General features: G+C 68.3%; 19 protein-coding genes and 1 tRNA gene. 12 read left to right on the plus strand and 8 right to left on the minus strand.

Annotated elements, in window-relative coordinates:
- Window positions 1–8: 8 nt before the first annotated feature.
- A complete protein-coding gene (locus HNP44_RS03915; protein ID WP_374758728.1) occupies window positions 9–1,334 on the plus strand; it encodes an MFS transporter in 1,326 nt (441 codons plus the stop codon).
- A gap of 52 nt (window positions 1,335–1,386) precedes the next feature.
- Here the strand turns inward: HNP44_RS03915 and HNP44_RS03920 are convergent, their stop codons facing one another.
- Both HNP44_RS03920 and HNP44_RS03925 read right to left on the minus strand, forming a co-directional pair.
- Window positions 1,387–1,944 carry a DUF6578 domain-containing protein gene (locus tag HNP44_RS03920; protein WP_259141368.1) on the minus strand — a complete coding sequence of 186 codons (558 nt, stop codon included), beginning with the start codon at window positions 1,942–1,944 and terminating at the stop codon, window positions 1,387–1,389.
- 195 nt (window positions 1,945–2,139) lie between these two features.
- Entirely contained in the window at window positions 2,140–2,847 is a 708-nt protein-coding gene (locus tag HNP44_RS03925; RefSeq protein ID WP_259141367.1) for a hypothetical protein, read from the minus strand.
- A 166-nt stretch (window positions 2,848–3,013) separates the two neighbouring features.
- On the opposite strand from HNP44_RS03925, the gene HNP44_RS03930 reads away from it, so the two are divergent.
- Entirely contained in the window at window positions 3,014–3,571 is a 558-nt protein-coding gene (locus tag HNP44_RS03930; RefSeq protein WP_259141366.1) for a MaoC family dehydratase N-terminal domain-containing protein, read from the plus strand.
- A 22-nt stretch (window positions 3,572–3,593) separates the two neighbouring features.
- On the opposite strand, the gene HNP44_RS03935 is transcribed toward HNP44_RS03930, so the two are convergent.
- On the minus strand, window positions 3,594–4,379 hold the full coding sequence (locus tag HNP44_RS03935) for a sulfite exporter TauE/SafE family protein (RefSeq protein ID WP_259141365.1): 786 nt from the start codon (window positions 4,377–4,379) through the stop codon (window positions 3,594–3,596).
- A 25-nt stretch (window positions 4,380–4,404) separates the two neighbouring features.
- Here HNP44_RS03935 and HNP44_RS03940 point away from each other — a divergent pair, with 25 nt between their 5' ends.
- Together HNP44_RS03940 and HNP44_RS03945 are read left to right on the plus strand one after the other, a co-directional pair.
- The gene (locus tag HNP44_RS03940; protein WP_259141364.1) at window positions 4,405–4,914 is read left to right on the plus strand and encodes a CGNR zinc finger domain-containing protein; all 510 of its coding nucleotides are present in this window, start codon (window positions 4,405–4,407) and stop codon (window positions 4,912–4,914) included.
- A gap of 72 nt (window positions 4,915–4,986) precedes the next feature.
- The gene (locus HNP44_RS03945; protein ID WP_259141363.1) at window positions 4,987–5,625 is read left to right on the plus strand and encodes an LppU/SCO3897 family protein; all 639 of its coding nucleotides are present in this window, start codon (window positions 4,987–4,989) and stop codon (window positions 5,623–5,625) included.
- On the opposite strand, the gene HNP44_RS03950 is transcribed toward HNP44_RS03945, so the two are convergent.
- Entirely contained in the window at window positions 5,612–6,607 is a 996-nt protein-coding gene (locus HNP44_RS03950; RefSeq protein ID WP_259141362.1) for a bile acid:sodium symporter family protein, read from the minus strand. The two genes, HNP44_RS03945 and HNP44_RS03950, sit on opposite strands and share 14 nt — an antisense overlap.
- A 303-nt stretch (window positions 6,608–6,910) precedes the next feature.
- Between HNP44_RS03950 and HNP44_RS03955 the strand changes: the two genes are divergently transcribed.
- The 3 genes from HNP44_RS03955 to HNP44_RS03965 all read left to right on the plus strand — a co-directional run bounded on the left by HNP44_RS03955 (window position 6,911) and on the right by HNP44_RS03965 (window position 9,047).
- On the plus strand, window positions 6,911–7,090 hold the full coding sequence (locus HNP44_RS03955) for a hypothetical protein (RefSeq protein ID WP_259141361.1): 180 nt from the start codon (window positions 6,911–6,913) through the stop codon (window positions 7,088–7,090).
- A gap of 331 nt (window positions 7,091–7,421) precedes the next feature.
- Window positions 7,422–8,432 carry an acyl-ACP desaturase gene (locus tag HNP44_RS03960; RefSeq protein ID WP_259141360.1) on the plus strand — a complete coding sequence of 337 codons (1,011 nt, stop codon included), beginning with the start codon at window positions 7,422–7,424 and terminating at the stop codon, window positions 8,430–8,432.
- Between the two features lie 192 nt (window positions 8,433–8,624).
- Window positions 8,625–9,047, plus strand: coding sequence for a DUF5994 family protein (locus tag HNP44_RS03965; RefSeq protein WP_259141359.1), 423 nt, complete (start codon window positions 8,625–8,627; stop codon window positions 9,045–9,047).
- 240 nt (window positions 9,048–9,287) lie between these two features.
- Here the strand turns inward: HNP44_RS03965 and HNP44_RS03970 are convergent, their stop codons facing one another.
- A complete protein-coding gene (locus tag HNP44_RS03970) occupies window positions 9,288–9,497 on the minus strand; it encodes a cold-shock protein (RefSeq protein WP_259141358.1) in 210 nt (69 codons plus the stop codon).
- A gap of 395 nt (window positions 9,498–9,892) precedes the next feature.
- On the opposite strand from HNP44_RS03970, the gene HNP44_RS20875 reads away from it, so the two are divergent.
- The 5 genes from HNP44_RS20875 to HNP44_RS03995 all read left to right on the plus strand — a co-directional run bounded on the left by HNP44_RS20875 (window position 9,893) and on the right by HNP44_RS03995 (window position 14,140).
- Window positions 9,893–10,180 (plus strand): LuxR C-terminal-related transcriptional regulator, encoded by a 288-nt coding sequence (locus HNP44_RS20875; protein ID WP_374758729.1) that lies wholly within the window; start codon window positions 9,893–9,895, stop codon window positions 10,178–10,180.
- Window positions 10,181–10,460: 280 nt separating this feature from the next.
- Entirely contained in the window at window positions 10,461–11,492 is a 1,032-nt protein-coding gene (locus HNP44_RS03980; protein WP_259141357.1) for an MspA family porin, read from the plus strand.
- A gap of 30 nt (window positions 11,493–11,522) precedes the next feature.
- Window positions 11,523–11,744 carry a hypothetical protein gene (locus tag HNP44_RS03985; protein ID WP_259141356.1) on the plus strand — a complete coding sequence of 74 codons (222 nt, stop codon included), beginning with the start codon at window positions 11,523–11,525 and terminating at the stop codon, window positions 11,742–11,744.
- Window positions 11,741–12,187: a hypothetical protein gene (locus HNP44_RS03990; protein ID WP_259141355.1), complete on the plus strand. Its 447-nt coding sequence runs from the start codon at window positions 11,741–11,743 to the stop codon at window positions 12,185–12,187. The genes HNP44_RS03985 and HNP44_RS03990 overlap by 4 nt, the downstream gene beginning before the upstream one ends.
- Window positions 12,188–12,421: 234 nt before the next feature.
- Window positions 12,422–14,140: a hypothetical protein gene (locus HNP44_RS03995; protein ID WP_259141354.1), complete on the plus strand. Its 1,719-nt coding sequence runs from the start codon at window positions 12,422–12,424 to the stop codon at window positions 14,138–14,140.
- Window positions 14,141–15,167: 1,027 nt separating this feature from the next.
- On the opposite strand, the gene HNP44_RS04000 is transcribed toward HNP44_RS03995, so the two are convergent.
- The 3 genes from HNP44_RS04000 to HNP44_RS04010 all read right to left on the minus strand — a co-directional run bounded on the left by HNP44_RS04000 (window position 15,168) and on the right by HNP44_RS04010 (window position 17,262).
- Window positions 15,168–15,252: transfer RNA gene (locus tag HNP44_RS04000), tRNA-Ser, on the minus strand.
- A 40-nt stretch (window positions 15,253–15,292) separates the two neighbouring features.
- Window positions 15,293–16,468: a thiolase family protein gene (locus HNP44_RS04005; protein ID WP_259141353.1), complete on the minus strand. Its 1,176-nt coding sequence runs from the start codon at window positions 16,466–16,468 to the stop codon at window positions 15,293–15,295.
- A 35-nt stretch (window positions 16,469–16,503) separates the two neighbouring features.
- Window positions 16,504–17,262 (minus strand): 3-hydroxyacyl-CoA dehydrogenase, encoded by a 759-nt coding sequence (locus HNP44_RS04010; protein WP_259141352.1) that lies wholly within the window; start codon window positions 17,260–17,262, stop codon window positions 16,504–16,506.
- Between the last annotated feature and the right edge of the window lie 13 nt (window positions 17,263–17,275).

Here is a 17,275-nt window from a genome sequence, read left to right on the forward strand (position 1 = left end):
TGTCATTAATGCCACTGGTTCGCGCCCGCGGAATCCGGGAATCTAGTCCGGTGACTACTCCGCCGAGGCGCCTGCGCGCGCCCCACTACGCCTGGATCGTGGCCGGCGTCGCCTTCGTGACGATGCTCGGCGCGGCCGGTTTCCGGTCCGTGCCCGGCGTCATGATGGACCCGCTGCACATGGAGTTCGGCTGGTCGCACGCGACGATCGGCGCGGCGATGTCGGTGAACATGGCGCTGTTCGGGCTCACCGCGCCGTTCTCCGCCGCGCTCATGGACAAGCTGGGCGTGCGGCCCGTGGTCATCGGCGCGCTGACGCTCGTCGCCGCGGGCACCGGGCTCGCGGTGTTCATGACCGACGCCTGGCAGCTGATGCTGCTGTGGGGCGTGCTGGTCGGCCTGGGCACCGGCTCGCTGTCGACGGCCTTCGTCGCCACCATCGCGATGCGCTGGTTCGTCGCCCGACGGGGCCTGGTGACGGGCGTCCTGACCGCCGCCAGCGCCACCGGCCAGCTGATCTTCCTGCCCGTGGTCGCGGCGCTCTCCGAGGCGCACGGCTGGCGAACGGCGACGCTCGTGGTCACCGCCGTGGCGGTCGCGGTGATCCCCGTCGCCGGACTGTTCCTCCGGTCATGGCCGGCGCAGCTGGGCCTCCCGCCCTTCGGCGCCGACGAGGTCGCACCCCCGCCCGCCCCGACGCGCGGCGCGGTGCGTGCGGCTTTCGCGGGGCTCGTGATGGGCGCCCGGCGACCCGCCTTCTGGCTGCTCGCCGCGAGCTTCGCGATCTGCGGCGCGACGACCAATGGCCTGCTACAGACGCACTTCATCCCCGCCGCGGGCGATCACGGGATGCCCGCGACCACGGCCGCTTCACTACTCGCGGTCATCGGCGTCTTCGACGTCGTCGGCACCATCGCGTCGGGCTGGCTCACGGACCGCGTGGATTCGCGGATCCTGCTGGTGGCCTACTACCTCGGCCGCGGCCTCGCGCTCGCGCTGCTGCCCGCGCTGCTCTCGCCCAGCATCGCGCCCGGCCTGCTGGTCTTCATCCTGTTCTACGGCCTCGACTGGGTCGCGACGGTGCCGCCGACGATGGCCCTGGCCCGCGAGCACTTCGGCGAGTCGACGCCGGTGGTCTTCGGTTGGATCTTCGCCTCGCACCAGTTGGGCGCCGCGGTCGCGGCATTCGGCGCCGGCTACATCCGCGACGCCTCGGGCGGCTATGACCCGGCCTTCTACACCGCGGGCGCGCTCTGCGTGGGCGCCGCCGCGATGTGCTGGGTGATCCCGCGCGCCCGCGCCCGCGCGGCCGAGCCTGAGCCCATCGCGGCCTGATCGCCCGACCGCGGCCGCATCGGCACGCGGGGTGGGGACGTGGACCGTGGGATCAGACGACGGCGTCGGTGAACAGTCGCAGGCCCTCGGCACGGACCTGCGCCGGATCCACGGCCGGGACGACGCCAGCGAGCCGGACCCCGGCGATCACGCCCGCTGCGGCGGGCCCGCCGACCTCGGGCCGGTCCTCGGGCCAGATCGTGGCCTCGCGCACCTCTCGGTACTCCACGGAGGCGGGGTCGATGTCGAGTTCGCCCGAACGCTCGCGCGCGTACGTGCCGATCTCCTCAAGCAGCACCTCGACGGTGCCGAGCACCGTGGGCGCCGGCCCGGCGTCGTGCCAGCCCAGGCTCACGATGAGATCGGTGCGATAGGGGTCGGTCACCGAGAACCCCAGCTGCGCGTACAGGTCGCCCACCCGGACCAGGCCTGTCGCCGGCTCCCAGTCGAGCACCTCCGGCGCCGGGTAGCCCGGCCGCCGGCTGGGGTGCAGGGTGAGCGAGCCGCGCACGGCGCCGCCGACGCGAGGTACCGCGCCGCAGCACTGGTACTCCCAATTCGAGACGTGCACGTACAGCAGCGATACATCCAGCGACAAAGGAGAATTCACGACTCTGCACCGAGCGTTCGACGATCCGCAGGAGTGGTTCCGCGGGGTCCCGGCGTACCTCCGCGGCTATCGTAGCCACGCCCCAGCCGGACCGATGCGATTGCACTCGCCGTGGCGCTGAAATGTGCGCTTCAACGGCACGGGTCCGGCGACCCGGCGTTCAGTGTAGCGAACAACGAACGCGGGATGGAGGATTCAGCAGAAGCCGCACTCGCCGTTGGCGGCGAGCTGGGTGAAGCAGTGGGGGCACAGCTTCGCCGGGCGGGGCTCGGGCTTGGCGGGCGCCGCCTTGGTCGGCCGCGCCGACGGTGCCTTCGTGGCCCGCGGCGCCGCAGGAGTGCGAGCCTTGACGACGCGGCCGTTCGAGGCGGCCTTCGCGGGCTTCACCTTCGCGACGCGGGCCGCGGCGGCCCGTCGGGCCTCCTCCAGCTTGGGAGTGAGCTGCGGTGCCGCGCCGGCGGGCATCGTCGCCCCGAAGTGCAGGTAGCAGGCGAAGCGCGCCGCGGCCGCATGCTGATCGAGGTTCTCGGGAACGGGCAGCCCCGCCGCGGCGACGGCGTAGGCGTAGCCCTCGCCGACGGTCTGGTCGTGCGCGACCATCAGCGCGACGAGGGGCGGCTCCCCCGCGGCCTCGCAACGGTCCGTGACGCGGCGCTGCAGCGCGGCGACCCACAGGCGCACGGGGGCGCGGGTGGCGACGCCGGCGTCGGCCTGCGCGCGGGCAGCGAGTTCGGCGAAGGAGATGAACGATCCGTAGCGACCTGCCAGCTCGACGAGGGCGGCGTGCGCGGTCTCCGCCCACAGATCCAGCGCCTCGGAAAAGGGCACGGACAGTTCGTTGGCAGTACGCCACGCTTCGAGGTCGGTCGGGTCTTCGGGGACTGCACCACCGGCTTCACTCACCGACTCATTTTACGGCGATCCATGGGGTGCAACGCAAACCGTCGACGTCGACGTGAACTCGGCCACACCTCGGCGAGCCCGCCGCGACCACGGCGACCAAGGCGGAACAGGAATCGTTGGAGGTTCGGACAAGTCATCCGCGCGCCTACGCCGATACCGTGGTCGGATGCCCAATGACACCGCCGCCACCCCGCTGACCCCCGAAGAGATCAGCGCGCGCACCGCGAGCGCCGTCGGCCACCACTACGTGCACCGCGACACCTACCTCGTGGGTCGCGAGAAGATCCGCGAGTATGCACTCGCCTCCCAATTCACCGACCCGGTGCACTTCGACGTCGAGGCGGCGCGCGCCGCCGGCTACACCGACCTGGTCGCGCCGCCGATGCTCGTGAGCGTCGCGGGCATCGTCTCCAACCGCCCGCTCTTCGACGACTCCGTGATCGGGTACGGCGCCAGCCAGCTGATCCAGGCCGACGAGGCGATGACCTACCACCGGCCCGTGGTCGCGGGTGATGAATTGACCATCCATGTGTACGTGGACAAGCACCGCCGCGTCGGCGGGTACGACATGGTGACGCTCCGGAACGAGATGTACGCGCAGGACGGCGAGCACCTGGTCTCGCTCTCCACCACGCTCATCGGTGGCTCGCCCGACGGCGACGAGGCCGGGGACTTCAGCGAGGCTGCGAAGAGCGTGGTGATGCACGGCGTCGTCATCGCCTGATCGCGCCGACGCTGCCGGGCGGTCACCGCGCGAACTGCCGCATCACGTCGTAGCCGAGCTTGCAGATGAACACCGAGACCACGACGAGGAAGACCACCTTGACGAAGCCGCTGCCCTTGGCGACGGCGGTCCGCGCGCCGAGGTAGCCGCCCGCGACGTTGGCGCACGCCATCGCGACGCCGAGCTTCCAGTAGCCCGCGCCCTGCGGCAGGAAGACCACGAGCGAGGCGAGGTTGGTCGCGAAGTTCGCGACCTTCGCCTTCGCCGACGCCTCCAGGAAGGCGTAGCCCATGAGGCCGACCATCGCGAAGACGAGGAATGATCCGGTGCCGGGGCCGAGCGCACCGTCGTAGACCCCGATCGCGAACCCGGCCACCCCGGCCGTCACGAGATGACGGTGCCCGCGGTAGCGCAGGTCCGTCTCGTCGCCGAGGTCGGGCTGGCGCAGCGTGTAGACGAAGACGGCGATGAGCGCGGCCAGGATGATCGGGTTGAACGCCGACCGCGGGATGTGCGAAGCGATGAGCGAGCCCGCGATCGCGCCGGCGAACGCGGGGACGGCCAGCGCTACGGCGGTCCGCCAGTCGGGCCGCACGCGCCGCCAGTAGGTGATGCTGCTCGTCGTCGTGCCGGCGATCGAGGCCATCTTGTTGGTCGCGAGCAGGTGGATCGGCGCGGCCGTCGGGAAGGCGATGAGCAGTGCGGGCAGTTGGATCAGCCCGCCCCCGCCCACGACGGAGTCGACCCAGCCGGCTGCGAGGGCGGCGAGGAGCAGGAGCAGGAGCGTCGTCGTGGTGATGTCGGGCACCGGTCGATCGTGCTGTAATGGCCTTGTGCACATCAACCCTTACGGCGAGGGACCGGTCCTGCTCGCGGTCGACCTGGCGAACGCTCCGGCCGTCGACCTCGACGACCTGGTCCGACGGTGCGACGCGCACGACATGCTCGTCGAGACCGTCGGCGCGGAGGACTTCGCCGGTTGCGACGCCCTGATCGACGCCTGGCTCACCGTGGTGGACGCCGACGATGTCACGACCCGGGTGCATCGGCTCAACGGGCTCCTCGCGGAGCACGCCTCCCACCCGCGGGTCACCGACCACGCCGGCACCGGCTGGCACATCCACTACCGCGAGTCCGGCGCAACACTCACCGGCCAGCTCGCCGTCCTGATCCTCACCGGGACGGCTCTGCACCTGACCACGCGCGGCATGGGCAGGCTGGGCCGGTGTGCCTCGTCGGACTGCGAAGCGGTGTTCGCGGACGTCTCCCGCAACGGCCGGCAGCGGTACTGCTCGCCGCGCTGCGGCAGCCGAGAAGCCGTACGTCGGCACCGCGCCTGCTGACCCCGGCGACACATGATGTATCAGCGATCACATTATCTTGCATACCTAAACATGGTTGTCGATACTTGTCCGGTGACTGCGCCCTACGCCCCTCTGACCTGCACGTTCTGCGGTTCGTCGCCCGCCATCAAGGCGACCGTCCGCGGGCATCAGGGCGTCCTGATCGTCATGCGATTCCTCAAGCTCAGCGGCCCGTACTGCCGATCCTGTGGCATCGCGATGGTCCGCGAGATGTCCGCGAAGAGCCTGTGGCAAGGCTGGACGAGCTTCCTCTCGATCCTGATCAACCCCCTGACGCTGCTGTGGAACCTCGTGATCCGGATCCGCCTGCAGCGCCTACCGGCCGTCCAGTCCTACGGACACGCGCACCCGATGGACGAGGGCAGGCCCCTGTACCAGCGGCTGGGCATGCTCGGCCTGATCATCCCGGTCGCCTTCTTCGGCTGGCTCCTCTACAACAAGTTCGTGCTTCACGAGGCCGACGCGACCGGCGCGAGCGCGGGCGAGTGCGTCTCGACATCGGGCGACAAGCTCGGCGTGGTCGTGCCGTGCGGCGATGCCAAGGCTGAGTTCCGCGTGGCCGGTCGACTGGAGGGCACAAGGAACGCAATCGAGTGCACGACGGCCTACCCGACCGTGACCAAGACCTTCACCGAGACCCGCCGGAGCACGGACTACGTGCTGTGCCTGGAGCCTGTCACGGTGCGGTAGCGCGGGCCTCCTCACGCAGGGGCCGGCGCGCGAGCCACGCCGCGACCACGGCGCCGGAGATGTTGTGCCACAGAGAGAAGACCGCGGAGGGCAACGCTGCGAGGGGCGAGAAGTGCGCCGTCGCGAGCGTGGCCGCCAGGCCCGAGTTCTGCATGCCGACCTCGAACGCGAGCGCGCGCCGGGCGCGGTCGTCGAGGCGACCCACCTTGCCCGCCAGGTAGCCCAGGCCGAGCCCGAAGCCGTTGTGCAGCAACACTGCGAGGAAGACGATGCCGCCCGCCGCGGCGAGCTTGCTCGCGCTGCCGGCGACCACGATCGCGACAATGAAGGCGATGACGATCGCGGATGCCCACGGCAGCACCGGTAACGCTCGCGCGACGAGATTCTTCACGAACCGGCGAGCGAGCACGCCGAGGATCACCGGCAGCAGAACCGTTTTGACGATGTCGACCACCATCCCGCCGGCGTCGATGGGCAGGTAGGAACCGGCGAGCAGCAGCACCAGCAGCGGCGTCACGATCGGGGCGATGAGCGTGGAAACGCTGGCCACCGCCACTGACAGCGCCACGTCACCCTTGGCCAGGAACGCCATAACGTTCGACGCCGTGCCGGACGGCGCACAGCCCACGAGGATCACGCCCACCGCCAACTCGGGCTCGAGGTTCAGGCCGTGGGCGATGACCCAACCCGCTCCCGGCATGATCACGTAGTGCGCGACGATGCCGAGCACGACCGCCCAGGGCCGCTTCGCCACGGAGGCCAGGTCGGGCGGGGTCAGCGTGAGCCCCATGCAGAACATGATCACGCCGAGCAGGTACGGCACCGAGGGCGCGAGCGGCGTGAACGTGCTCGGCGTCAGGTACCCGACGACGCCCGCCACCAGGACCAGGAGTGGGAAGACGGCGACCGCCGTCCGCGCGATCCGTGCCTCCGCCGCGAGGGCGGGGTTCGCGGGGGTTCCGGGCGGCGAGGACGCAGACATTCTTCGATAGTCTCACTTCCCAGTCGAGCGGGTCCATCGCCCTCCCCAATGCTCCGCACCGGAATCACGGACAGCTCACTGACATCGGTGCCGGATCGAACCCATCGAGCAGCGCGAAGACCGGAGTGACGAGACCACCGACCAGGACCACGGCAAGCACCACTCAACTTCGCCTAAAGGCCCGTACGGAAACCTCCTCAACAAGGGCGTGAGACCGTACCGCACAACTATCTCGAGACCGGCATCGCGGAAAGCTCGACGGCTCTTCGCTTCGGACACCACGCCGCCACAGGATAGGAAGCCATGAACACGTCACCTCGAATCGGTGCCGGGCTCGCACTGACCGCCCTGGCCGCCACCACATTGGGCGCCACGGCGTCTGCGGAGACGGTCACCTACGGTCACGGCACGAACTTCGAGTTCCGAGACCCGGGAATGGAGACGACCGTCTGCGTCACGCGACGGGTACGGGTCAGAACCTGATCGATGACAGCCATATCTCTATCATGCAGTCGCAACTCCGAGGGCGAGGCGGGATCGAGAACGTTCGATAACTTCGCGGATGCCGTCGCAGGGGAGGCTGGGGCGGAGCACCTGGTCACGGCATGGTCGGAGCCGCGGAGGACTGGTCGATTGACGCATCGAACAGGATGAGGACACGACCGGCTGTACAGTCGACACAACGCACCGACGTCTCGCGGGCCGTAGCGCCGATTCGCCACACGCCCAATGCCGGTGCCCCACTTCTCGGTGGAGTTCCCACGCTGAGGATCCTCAGAGTGCCGCACCGGCACGACATCGATTGGAGCCAGCGATGGCACCCAGTTCCGCACCGCGCGGCTCAAGCGCGAGTCTGGTCACTCACCGCCCACTGACGCACCTGGAGCTCCTGCGGGAGCTCTCCGGTGTCGCCGAGGACAACGTCAACCGCCATCTCTCGATGACGAAGGACTGGAGCCCCCACGACTACATCCCGTGGTCGGACGGCAAGAACTTCGCCGCCCTCGGCGGATCGGACTACGACCCCGAGGAGAGCCGCCTCGACGAGGTCGCCAAGGCCGCCATGATCACCAACCTCCTCACCGAGGACAACCTCCCCACCTACCACCGCGAGATCGCCGCCAACTTCTCCATGGACGACGCCTGGGGCCACTGGGTCGGCCGCTGGACCTCCGAAGAGAACCGCCACGGCATCGCCATGCGCGACTACCTCGTCGTCACCCGCGGCGTCGACCCGGTCAAGCTCGAGCAGGCCCGCATGATCCACATGACCAACGGCTGGGACCCCCAAGGCAAAGTCGCCCAGCAGACGGAGCAGACCGGCACGATGCTGCATTCGGTGGCGTACGTGACCTTCCAGGAGCTCGCCACCCGCGTCAGCCACCGCAACACCGGCAAGGTCTGCCAGGACCCCATCGCCGACAAGATGCTCCAGCGCATCGCCGCCGACGAGAACCTGCACATGATCTTCTACCGCAACATCTCCGCCGCCGGCCTCGACCTCGTCCCCGACCAGGCGATCCGGTCGATCACCGACACCATCAAGCACTTCGAGATGCCCGGCGCCGGCATGCCCGACTTCCGCCGCAACGGCGTCCTCATGGCCAAGCACGGCATCTACGACCTGCGCCAGCACAAGGACGAGGTCGTCATGCCCGTCCTGCGCAAGTGGAAGATCTTCGAGCGTGAGGACTTCAGCGCCGAGGGCGAGCGCACCCGCGAGGAGCTCGCCGCCTTCCTCGACGAGCTCGAGACCGCGGCCGTCAAGTTCGAGGAGATGCGCGACCGCTCCCTGGCACGGGCGGCCGCCAAGCGGAACTGCTAGACTCGAAAGACGTTCTGCGGTAGGCGGATTCCCTCCGCCCGCAACGGTTCTGCGCGCCGTTTCAGCGCCCCTACAGTGCGGGGCCCCGCGAGGAACACCTCGCCTCTCCTCCCCTGGACCCGGGGACCGCGATCGGGTACGCGCGATCACGCCGACGAGACGGACCCATGGCCGCCACCACCGAATCCACCCGTGAGTCGAGATAGGGCGACGCCGGCCGAGCTGCTCGACATGCTGCGGCGGCCGCCCGCAACGATCGGCCGCCCGGTACCCGGCCGGGTACTGCTCCGCAGCCCCTCGTCGCTACCACACCACATCGCCGGCGTGTGGTGGCCCCGGAGCAGGCAGCTCGAGCAGGAGCTACCCACCGTCATCCCTACGATCGGACTTCGCCTGAAAAAGCTCACCCGCATCAGCTACAGCACCACCGACTGGGCGCGCCGCGAACCCCGGATGGAGATCATGGGTGACCTCGTCGAGCTCGATCCCGCACACCCGTCGGGCCTGATCGTGTTCGCCGGCCCGAACGCCACGATCGCCTTCGGGCTGATCGCGCCGAACACGACGCAGCAGCAGGCGGAGCGCACTGCCACCGCCATGCTCCAGGATCGATGACCCCCGGACAACGAGGAGAAACATGACTGACGAAGCACCCGAGAAGGCGCGGACACGGCGCAAGTGGCCGTGGATCGTCGCAGCCGTCTTCATCGCTTGCACGTTGCTGTCGATGTCATAGCCCTGTCGCCTCACCGTGTGGCTGGGGCTGTCGGCGCCGAGCGAGTCCGAAACGACGAAACCGGCGGCGCTCCAGGAGAATTCTCCTGAGCGCCACCGGCGATTCGTGCTGTCTGGAACCTAGACCTTCTGCACCGCGACGGCCTGGGGGCCGCGGTCGCCGGCCTCCTCCTCGAAGCTCACCCGATCGTTCTCATCGAGGCTGCGGAAGCCGCCGTTGCCGAGGATGCCGGAGAAGTGCACAAACAGGTCCTTGCCGCCGTTGTCCGGGGTGATGAACCCGAAACCCTTGTCGGCGTTGAACCACTTGACGGTGCCCTGTGCTGCCATGTTGTTACTCTCCTGAATATCTGTACGGAATCGACGTTCGATCCCGGGCCTGCGGAGATACGCGAAACCAAGGCAACTGAGTGTCACAGAGATCTGGTGTAGAACTGCCGCGGAAAGTCTTCGCGAGCGTGTCACCAAGAAAATCAACCACTTTCACAGTAGCACCCCCGACGAGCAAGCGCCACCGTTACGCGGAGGGCGCCTCGTCTCGCTGCCCGGTCAATGTCAGGACGGCCGCCGCCCGATCCGGACGCGCCCCGGCGAGGCCGTCCACCACCGCGAGGACGATCAGGACGAAGGGCAGAACGAAGTAGCCTGCGCGAGAGACCAGCGACAGGAGGAGGACCGAAGTCGCACCGAGGGTGCTCGGCGACCGAACCAAGGCGACGAAGGCCGTGCTGCTCTCCGTCCGTCACCGTGCGCCTGGTTCGGAAGTACTCGAAGGCGTACGAGCCCGTGGACACCGGTGCGCTCACCGCCTCACCGGTCGGGAGCGCGAGGTCCTCAAGGCGGTCGCGACCGGGCTGTCCAACAAGGAGATCGCTGCCGGCCTTGTCATAGCCGAGGAGACCGTCAGCGCGAGCATCAACACTGCGCCGCGAGTGGAGGCGCCTGCGTGTGATCTACGCCATGGCCGTTCGCGCGCGCCCCGCGCCGCGGGCATGGCCCGCCCTGGTCGTTGAGCTGCGAGAACACGTCTGCGAGCACGCTCGAGCGGAATTCGAGATCGCGATGCGTGGATGTGTCAGTTTCATAACGGTCCTTCGCGGGACTTCCGAAAGACCGAAACCTCTGCTTCAGTGTGGCCAGAGTTGTTTATGTGACTGAAGTGAATTTCTTGAGCGGGGGGACAAGATGAACCGTGCTGGTGTGAACCAGGCTGTGCGGCGGGGCAACCTCGAGCGTCGGCGACGAGATCGCGGGATCCGGAAACAGCTGTGGAGGGCCGGAGCGTTCGGCTTCGTGGGGGCCACGGTGCTCGCCGGTGGAGTCGTCGCGGCCGCACCGCCGGCAGCGGACAAGGCGCCGCGCCCCGGAGCCATCCGGACGGGCTTGTTCGCCGACACCTCCCGGGCGCTGGAGACCCGCGAGGGCTACGTGATCCGGGCGTGGAAGTACGGCGAGGAGCTGCGGTCGATCATTCCGCTCGGCCGTGCCTTGAACACATATGAGGCGATCGTCTCGATCGCCGGTGAGGGGCTGATCGAGTACAGGGATCCGAAGAACAAGCCGAAGGTGCCGATCCGGAGCGCGTCGATCACGGTGGGTCTGACCTTGGCGTGCGCGGCGACGCCGCAGAGTCTGCAGATCGGCGGCACCTTGTCGAATGCGGTGAACGCTTCGGTGACGCCGTCGCTGTCCGGCACCGTCGGAGCCACCGCAGGCGGCCAGGGCGGTTCGAGCGGCGGGCAGGGCAGCGGCTCGGTCAACGGGTCCATCACACCCGGGATCTCGGGAACACTCGGCGACACGGTCACCACGTCGGGAACCATGACCGGCACCATCGCACCGGGCACATCGAAGGACTTCCCGATCGCCAAGAAGAACCTCGCCGGGCAGTCCGGGTACGTGGTGACCAAGGAGACCCGGATCGCGATGGACTCGTGCCTCGGCGGCGCGCAGGTCCGCGCGTACGCCACCGCGACGCTGTCGACCGATCAGGGCGACTCCGCGATCACCACGTACGGCAAGCCGCTGTTCATCGAGCGCGACAACCCCGGTCCGGCGAAGAATCCGCCGAAGATCACCGAAGATCCCAAGCCGGCACCAGCGCCCGCCGTCGCGGGAACCACGATCGCCGCCGCCACAACGACCGCGCCGGTCAAGCCCGCCCCGAAGCCGGCGGCGCCAGCCGTGAAGCCCGCGGGTGTGGCGCCGAAGCCGGTCGCCGTGTCCCCGGCGAAGCCCGCACCGGCGCCGTCGTCCGCCGCCGCACCGCCGGCGAAGCCCGCACCGGTGAAGCCCTCCGCTGAGCAACTGGTGCAGGTCCGGTGACCGCGCGCCGACGAGCAGGAGAGCGGGCGCATGGCTGAACAGGGACGCGGGAGCGTGCTCAAGGATGCGCTAGGTTTCGCCGCCGGCGCCGTGTTGATCGTGTGCTGCGCGGTGACACTGCCGCAGCTCCCGAAGGCCGTCGACGCGATCGGCCCCTGGCCGGTGTGGGGCGGGTTCTTCGTCCTCACGATGTTGGCGGGCTGGCTGTTCTGGTCGAACATTCAGAACCTCTACGACCACCTGAAACGATGACCGGCCCCAGCGAACTGAACCTCGCCCAGACGCTGCAGCGAGCGTTCATCGAGGCCGGCGAGCCGAGCATCAGCTCGGTGGCAGCGGGGTCGGGCGTCTCACGCCAGCGGCTCTCCGACTGGCGCTCCGGCAAGCACGTACCGAGCCGGTTCGATGACGTCGAACCCGTCATCGCCTACATCCGACTCGTCGCCGACGCGAGCGAACCCGTCGCAATGAACGGCGACCGAGTCACCGGATGGACCGACGAGAACTGGCGGCAGGCGTGGAAGCGCTCGACTACGGTTGCGTCTTCCACTGCGTCCCGCGCATTGCCGCAAGCGGTGGTGTCGACCGAGAAGGTGGATCGGCGGCCCGTCGCGATCGTCGTCGTCGGCCTGCTCGTTTTCCTCGTCGCGGCCCTCGCGGTAGCGGCCTTCCTCGCCAGCTGGGCGTATCGATAGGTGCGCCGGACCGCCGGTCCGGTGCGATCCGGCGACCTTCAGCAACAACCGGCAGAGATCACGGTTCAGTCACGGGCACTCCTCTGACCAGTTCCGATTCGCTGCGGGATCCCGCCGGACATGGCTGGATCGTTGAACCGGCAGACGAGGCCGTGCTCTGGTGAATCCGTCAACCGCCGATCGTGAATACACCGGCCGAGCGGCACCCCCTTCTCCGCACGAATCGAGGCACACGTGGCATCCCCCTCCGACCCACCCACCGACCGCGCTGGCGACACGGAGCAGTTCCCCGTCACGCGCGTCAGCACCGCCGCGGCGACCGATACCGACGACGTGCCGTCGACCGGTGGGCCCGCGCACGCTGTCAGCGCAAACGCTCCGGGGATCAGCCGTGCCGGGTGGTGGGCCATCACGATCGCGGCCGCGGTCGTGTTGGTTCTCGGGTTCTTGCTGACCTTCGGCCCGGCCCGCTACTGGACCCCGGTCCCGGCCGTCTTCCTCGGGTACTTCCTCATCTCCGGCGTCATCGGCCTGGTGTTCTGGAAGGGCGTCCGCGAACTCTGGGACTCGAACCCGACGCTGCACTCCGGCGACGGGCCCGCCACGCCCGGCGCCCGAGTCGCCGCCGCGATCGGTGCCGTCGGCATCGCGTCCGCGCTGATCATGCTCCCCGTCGGCCTCTCCGACGCGCCGGCCAGCGCAGCGCCGTGCCCAGACGGGACAAATACTTGTGGGCCGCAGCCGACCATGGGGCCGCAGCCCACCCAGGGCAACGGCGGCAACACCACCGCCCCGCAAGCACCGAACACCACCGTGCCCGGCTACACCCCACCGGACACGCCGCCGCAGCAGGGCAGCGGCAGCACCCCGACCGTGCAGGGGCAGGTCCCGACGATGCCTACCGGCGACAGCCCGTCGAACGGCTGCATCTTCAACTGCGGCCCCACCCAAGCACCGCAGCAGGCCCCGCAGACCGGGCAGGCCACCCCGCCGCAGACCGCGCAGAACCCGGTCACAACCGCACCGAACACGCCCGCAACCACCCCGCAGGCGCCGACCACCACGGCGCGACTGCGCACCCCGACGCCCGAGACGACCACCTCCACGACCTCGAGCAAGGCGCGCGACCGCGACTACGACCAGCAGCGCAGCAGCGACGAGGACCGCGAGAAGAACTCGCCGTACCCGTACCAGGCCGCCCTTCTCTCGGCGGTCGGCGGAACGTACCGGCGGCGGCGCGATGGCAAAGTCGATCCCAGCCGGATTCTCGTGGACCCTACAACTGCATGGGGCGAGGTGTACGACATCGTCCAGCAAGGCGGATGGACGCAGGGGCCAAATCTCCCAGACCACAGCGTTGACAACGCGACGTGGAACACATGGGAGATTCGAGGTCGCGATCGGCTCGCGCGAACCAAGGTCGGTGTTGGCATGCAGGGCGCCGCGCTCGTCCTCCCTCAGGGTTCACGAGGTCTGCAACAATACGTCGGAGGGACCGGGCGTCCGTTGTCAATCAGCCCAGAGGATCTGATGGCCGATTCCGCTCAATACAATAAGCATGTTTCCGATACCGTTCAACACATCATTTCCGACATGCTCGCGAGGGGCACAACTGGTACGCAGGCGTTTGTATCGAGTTGGGACGGAACGAGTACTGCGACAGATTCGACGGACTGGCACTTCCTCCTCGGAAAGTTCTCAACCAGCATTTCCGGATTGGTGAATCTCAAGCCGGACGGTAGTTACACGGTAAGCTACGTTGTACACGTGTACGACTACTACGACTGGAAGCCGGGCGCCCCCATGCCTGAGATCGCGCAAGACGTAGGCTTGAGCGCTGAGGACATGTTCAGACTGCACATGGTGGGGCTGGCGAAGAACTTTGAAACAGTAGGAACTAGTGCAGTTATCGAAACCATTGGAAAGGTGCAGCCCGCGCCAAGCACCCCGTAAGGATTTCCATGCAGTTTACTCCCGTCCGTCCGTTCACATCCGCCCGCCGTGTCGTCCTGTGGTCGACGTTGATGTGTACTGTCGTATGCATCGCTGGATGCACTACAGACTTCTGGAAAGAGGTGCCAGCAAGCGCCTCCGAACGGCCTATATCGCAGATCGCGAATGAGGCGTTCGCTTGGGGGTACATTCGAGGCGTATCCGACAGTGGGGATGTCACGAGAGCCAAGAAGTCAATTTCCAGCCACGGGGAGATTTCGTATTCCGTCGGTCTTCATGCAAGCAGCTGCTATAGCGCGACGATTGCCTCTCTTTCCCTTCTTCCCGAAGGCATTCCTAGCAACGGGCGGATCGTCTACGGACCGCAGATGGACTTTTCCCCGCCAGGTTATGAATCCGCGCCGGCATCATTGAATCGCGACGTGGGAATTCGAATCCGTAGGATCCTGACCGTCGATTTGGGTGAATCGGACAATTTGACCGGCCCTTGTTCAATGTCAATTGACCTGAACGAGTACTAGTCAGTGCCGTCTGTGAAGGCAATCAGAGCTCTCCGAGGTTGAACAACGAACGAGCTGGGGCAGCGCCGCCGAACTATCGGCGGGGCTGTTCCTGGTTGGCCGGTCGCCACCGTCACGCGGATGCGACCTCCTTCGCCTCGCGGTAGTTGTACACGCTCTGTCTGCTGATGCCGAACTCCGTCGAGAGCCCCGTCGCGGACTCGCCGCTGGCCACGCCTTCGTCTCGTCGAGCGACCGGAACCGCTTCCGGTGCTGGAGTCATTTCCCTCCGGGAAGCGTGGCGTTGACCCGCGCCTCGTATCGGGGTCCACGCGGACCTTCGAAGCACGTACTGTAGCTGGGTAGTCGAGCCATGTGTACATCCCATCGGTGATTTCTTTGATCACCCGCCAGCCGGGACGACACGCCGACACTAGCGCCGAGAATTCCACCGGCGATCGAGGCAAGGTGTGGCAAGTTTCGAAGGTCCCGATGCCGTATTCGGCACCGGGACCCTGCTTTACCTGCGGAAGCGGAGGGATTTGAACCCCCGGTGGTTTCACCCACGCTCGCTTTCAAGGCGAGTGCATTCGGCCGCTCTGCCACGCTTCCCTCGCGCCGTACGATACCGGACCGCACGGCGCCGATCAGCTCAGAGGCGCTCGATGATGGTCCCGTTCGCCATGCCGTTGCCCTCGCACATCGTCTGCAGGCCGTAGCGGCCGCCGGTCTGCTCGAGGTGATTGACCAGCGTCGCCAGCAGGCGGGTGCCCGACGCGCCGAGCGGGTGCCCCAGGGCGATGGCGCCGCCGCGGGGGTTCAGCCGGGCGGGATCGACGTCGAACTCGGCGGCCCAGGCCATGGGCACCGACGCGAAGGCCTCGTTGACCTCGAAGGCATCGATGTCGTCGGCTCGCAGGCCGGCGCGAGCGAGCACCCTGTGTGTCGCGGGGATCGGGCCGCTGAGCATGACCTCGGGGTCGGAGCCGACCACGGAGAAGGCGTGGAACCGCGCCCGTGGGGTCAGGCCCAGGGCCTCGGCCTTCTCGGCGCTCATGATCAGCGCGGCGGAGGCGCCGTCGGTGAGCGGCGACGAGTTGCCCGGCGTGATCGACCAGTCGATCTCGGGGTACCGCTCCGCGAACCGGGGATCGGCGAAGGCGGGCTTGAGTTCGCCGAGGCCGTCAGCCGTGGTCGAGCCGCGGACGGTCTCGTCGACGGCGTGCGTGCCGCCGTCGGGCAGCGTAACGGGCACGATCTCGCGGTCGAAACCGCCGGCGGCGTGGGTCGCGGCGGCCCGACGATGCGATTCCGCGGCGAAGGCGTCCAGCGCCTCCCGGTCGAACTTGCCACGGGCGGCGAGCAACTCGGCGCCGATGCCCTGGTGCGGCAGGCTCGGGAAGCGGGCGGCGAGCGGCGCGAAGGGCGCACCACCGGTGGGGCTGGTCCCCATCGGTACGCGACTCATGGACTCGACGCCGCCGGCGATCACCACGTCGTACGCGCCGGCGATCACGCCCTGTGCCGCGAAATGCGCCGCCTGCTGCGAGGATCCGCACTGGCGGTCGATCGTGGTGCCGGGCACCTCGATCGGGAGCCCGGCGGTGAGCGCGGCGACTCGCGCGATGTTGAGCGCCTGATCCCCCACCTGCTGGACGCACCCGCCGATCACGTCCTCGACGAGGGCGGGGTCGAGGTCGTTGCGCTCGATGAGGGCGGAGATGACGCCCGCGAACAGGTCGACGGGGTGGACGGGGTGCAGGGCGCCACCGGGCTTGCCCTTGCCGGACGGGGTGCGAACGATGTCGACGATGACGGCGTCGGTCATGGCTGTGCTTCCTTCGATCTCAGGTGACTAGGGGTTCAGCGCGGGGCCATGCGGATGGCGCCGTCGAGGCGGATGGTCTCGCCGTTGAGCATCGGGTTGCCCACGATGGCGGCGACGAGGTCGGCGTACTCCGACGGGTCACCGAGACGCGCGGGGTGCGGCACCTGCGCGCCCAGGGAGGCGCGCGCCTCGTCGGGCAGCGTGCCGAGCAACGGCGTGAGGAACAGGCCCGGCGCGATGGTGACGACGCGGATCGCCAGCGATGCCAGGTCGCGCGCGATGGGCAGGGTCATGCCCACGACGCCGCCCTTCGACGCCGAGTACGCCGCCTGGCCGATCTGGCCGTCGAAGGCCGCGACGGAAGCGGTGTTGACGATGACGCCACGCTCCTCGCCGTCGAGTGCATTCTCGGCGATCACGGTGGCCGCCAGTCGGATCACGTTGAACGTGCCGATGAGGTTCACGGAGATCACCTTCGAGAAGGCATCGAGCGGGAACGCGCCCTTCTTGCCCGTGGTCTTGATCGCGTTGCCGATGCCCGCACAGTTCACGACGATCGCGAGGGTGCCCTCGTCGTTGGCGAGGTCGACGGCGGCCTGCACCGCGGCCTCGTCGGTCACGTCGGCGGGGGCGAAGCGCACGGCGTCGCCGAGGGCGGCAAGAGCCGAGGTATCGGCACCCGGCAGGTCGATCGCGACGACGCGGGCGCCGCCGGCGACGAGACGGGTCACCGTCGCCAGGCCCAGTCCGGAGGCGCCGCCCGTGACGAGTGCAGTCTTGTTCTTCAGGTCCATCGCGATCTCCTCG

Origin of the sequence: Tsukamurella ocularis, assembly GCF_024807615.1 — a bacterium.
In the GTDB taxonomy this organism is placed as follows: Bacteria; Actinomycetota; Actinomycetes; order Mycobacteriales; family Mycobacteriaceae; genus Tsukamurella; species Tsukamurella ocularis.

Excerpts from the sequence above, each read along its gene's own strand:
- HNP44_RS03950 (WP_259141362.1), bottom strand. The coding sequence starts at position 6,607 with ATGTCTGCGTCCTCGCCGCCCGGAACCCCCGCGAACCCCGCCCTCGCG.
- HNP44_RS03955 (WP_259141361.1), top strand. The coding sequence starts at position 6,911 with ATGAACACGTCACCTCGAATCGGTGCCGGGCTCGCACTGACCGCCCTG.
- HNP44_RS04010 (WP_259141352.1), bottom strand. The coding sequence starts at position 17,262 with ATGGACCTGAAGAACAAGACTGCACTCGTCACGGGCGGCGCCTCCGGA.
- HNP44_RS03930 (WP_259141366.1), top strand. The coding sequence starts at position 3,014 with ATGCCCAATGACACCGCCGCCACCCCGCTGACCCCCGAAGAGATCAGC.
- HNP44_RS03970 (WP_259141358.1), bottom strand. The coding sequence starts at position 9,497 with ATGGCAGCACAGGGCACCGTCAAGTGGTTCAACGCCGACAAGGGTTTC.
- HNP44_RS03985 (WP_259141356.1), top strand. The coding sequence starts at position 11,523 with ATGGCTGAACAGGGACGCGGGAGCGTGCTCAAGGATGCGCTAGGTTTC.
- HNP44_RS03915 (WP_374758728.1), top strand. The coding sequence starts at position 9 with ATGCCACTGGTTCGCGCCCGCGGAATCCGGGAATCTAGTCCGGTGACT.
- HNP44_RS03960 (WP_259141360.1), top strand. The coding sequence starts at position 7,422 with ATGGCACCCAGTTCCGCACCGCGCGGCTCAAGCGCGAGTCTGGTCACT.
- HNP44_RS04005 (WP_259141353.1), bottom strand. The coding sequence starts at position 16,468 with ATGACCGACGCCGTCATCGTCGACATCGTTCGCACCCCGTCCGGCAAG.
- HNP44_RS03990 (WP_259141355.1), top strand. The coding sequence starts at position 11,741 with ATGACCGGCCCCAGCGAACTGAACCTCGCCCAGACGCTGCAGCGAGCG.